The 2011-nt window shown below is 67.1% G+C and carries 3 protein-coding genes; all 3 read left to right on the forward strand.

Going from position 1 to position 2011, the window contains the following annotated elements:
* The first annotated feature begins 235 nt into the window (after positions 1-235).
* Positions 236-595 carry a hypothetical protein gene (locus tag GQS09_RS28080; protein WP_399552629.1) on the forward strand — a complete coding sequence of 120 codons (360 nt, stop codon included), beginning with the start codon at positions 236-238 and terminating at the stop codon, positions 593-595.
* Positions 596-747: 152 nt separating this feature from the next.
* Positions 748-1218: a DIP1984 family protein gene (locus GQS09_RS28085; RefSeq protein WP_165990327.1), complete on the forward strand. Its 471-nt coding sequence runs from the start codon at positions 748-750 to the stop codon at positions 1216-1218.
* 312 nt (positions 1219-1530) lie between these two features.
* The gene (locus GQS09_RS28090) at positions 1531-1827 is read left to right on the forward strand and encodes a hypothetical protein (protein WP_313896384.1); all 297 of its coding nucleotides are present in this window, start codon (positions 1531-1533) and stop codon (positions 1825-1827) included.
* The last annotated feature ends 184 nt before the right edge of the window (positions 1828-2011 follow it).

Genomic DNA, 2011 nt, shown 5'->3' on the forward strand with positions numbered 1-2011 from the left:
CCCGCTGCCGAGCAGCACGCTCCCGCTCCTCCAGCAGCCCCATCACCGACGGCACCCGGCACCTCCACCGAAAAGACGACACGACGTGTCATCACTGCCGTCGAGGCATCAGCTCAATGCCTGACCAGCGGAAACAAGACGACCAGGTTCGGAAAGACAACAGCTACTCAGACGGACGGTATCGTCTGCGCCCTCGACCAGCCCGCACCAGCGGATTCCCTAGCCCGGAAGGCGAATCCCCGTGACCAGCCAGAAGCCAACGACAACTCTGTGGCGCCCCACCGGCCCCAAGGAGCTGGAGCTGGTCCGAGAGCTGAACTGGCAAGCATGGCCGCCCCGGCTGCCCGAGCAGCCGATCTTCTACCCGGTCCTCAATGAGGACTACGCCATCAAGATCGCGAAAGACTGGAACGTCCAGTACGACGGCGCCGGCTTCGTCACCCGGTTCGAGGTCGAGTCAGAGTTCCTGAGCCGCTATCCCGTCCAGCAGGCAGGCGGGCAGACGATTCTCGAACTGTGGGTACCGGCCGAGGAGCTCGACGAGTTCAACGCCCACATCGTCGGGAAGATTCAGCTGGTCCACGAGTTCCCGTGATCTACGAGGCGTTGGATAGTACCCGATATGGCGCCGGTGGACGCGGCGCCTTGAACGCCGCAAGAGCGGAGCCTGGCGGCCCCCCATCCGGTACCCCCAGACTGCGGGTCGCATACTGAACGGGGTTCCATGAGGCCCGGAGGGAGACAGCCGTGAAACTGGCCGAGGCGCTGGCGCTGCGCGCGGATGCGTCGCGGCGAGTGGAGCAGCTGCGTTCGCGCATCGTCGGCGCGGCCCGCTACCAGGAGGGCGAGACTCCGGCGGAGGACGCCGCGGAGCTGCTGCGGGAGGCTGAGCAGGCCCTGGACAAGCTGGAGTCCTTGATCCGCCGCATCAACCGCACCAACGCCACTGTGGAGATGGACGGCGGCGGCACGCTCACTGACGCGCTGGCGCGCCGGGACGTGCTGAGGCTTCGCCACTCGGTGATCACAGCGGCGGCCGACGCCGCCTCCGGGAAGAACGAGCGCGGGATGGCCCGGCAGATGCGCTCGGAGCTCATGATGCTCGCCGCTCTCCCGGTCGCTGAGCTTCGGGCGCAGGCCGACGACCTTGCCCGGCAGATCCGCGAGATCGATATGGGCATCCAGCGCACCAACTGGGAGGTTGACCTTCTGGACTGACTCGCAGAGCCGAGGTGGAGCAGGTAGTCGGCTTCGGAGGCGTGCACACACCGCGGGCCGGCGGTCAATCCGGCCCTCTCCTGGCGCGCGAGGAGCAGCGCGGGGGTTCGACTCCCCAGACACGCCGCAGCTCAGCACCGCGCACAGGTGACCGTGCACACCGCACAGCACATCACCACGTGCAGATCCGAAGCCGACGAGGGCGGGATCGGGGCACCACACCCGGCTTCCTACGCAAGCGTTCATGAAGACACTGGCCGCCGCTCGTGGTTCCACGGAATGCGACGGCCAGCAGGGGAAGGGATCTTCATCGTGAGCACCAGCAGCACCGCACAGTTCACCGCCGACGGCCAGCGCCACACCATCACCCGCGAGCAGGCCGAAGCCGCGGCCTCCCGGCTGACGCCCGCGCACAGCGGCGCCTTCAACCAGCACCGCGACTGGTACGTACTCATCGGGGCAGGGCTGTACTACGTCAAGGACCTGATCACCGAAGCCACCGGCACCGAACCATCCGACGCAAAGACCGCACGCCTCGCGCTGGCCGAGCTCGGCTTCCCGGTCCTGTGCTGGGCCTGGGGCAGCTTCCTCAAGGACGGCAGCCGCTAACCGGGGGACTGTAAAACGAGCGGTGTATCCCGATCATGGAAGATGCGCCTGTGACCAGCGAGAACATGCCCAAGAGCGGTCCGATCGAGGCGGCTGAGGCTCAGCCGTCGGCCGCAGTGGAACAGCGGTTGATCGACCAGCTCGTCGTCCGTGCCCAGGCCGAGGGCCTGAAGCTGACCGGTGA

Origin of the sequence: Streptomyces sp. YIM 98790 (assembly GCF_011421595.1) — a bacterium.
In the GTDB taxonomy this organism is placed as follows: Bacteria; Actinomycetota; Actinomycetes; order Streptomycetales; family Streptomycetaceae; genus Streptomyces.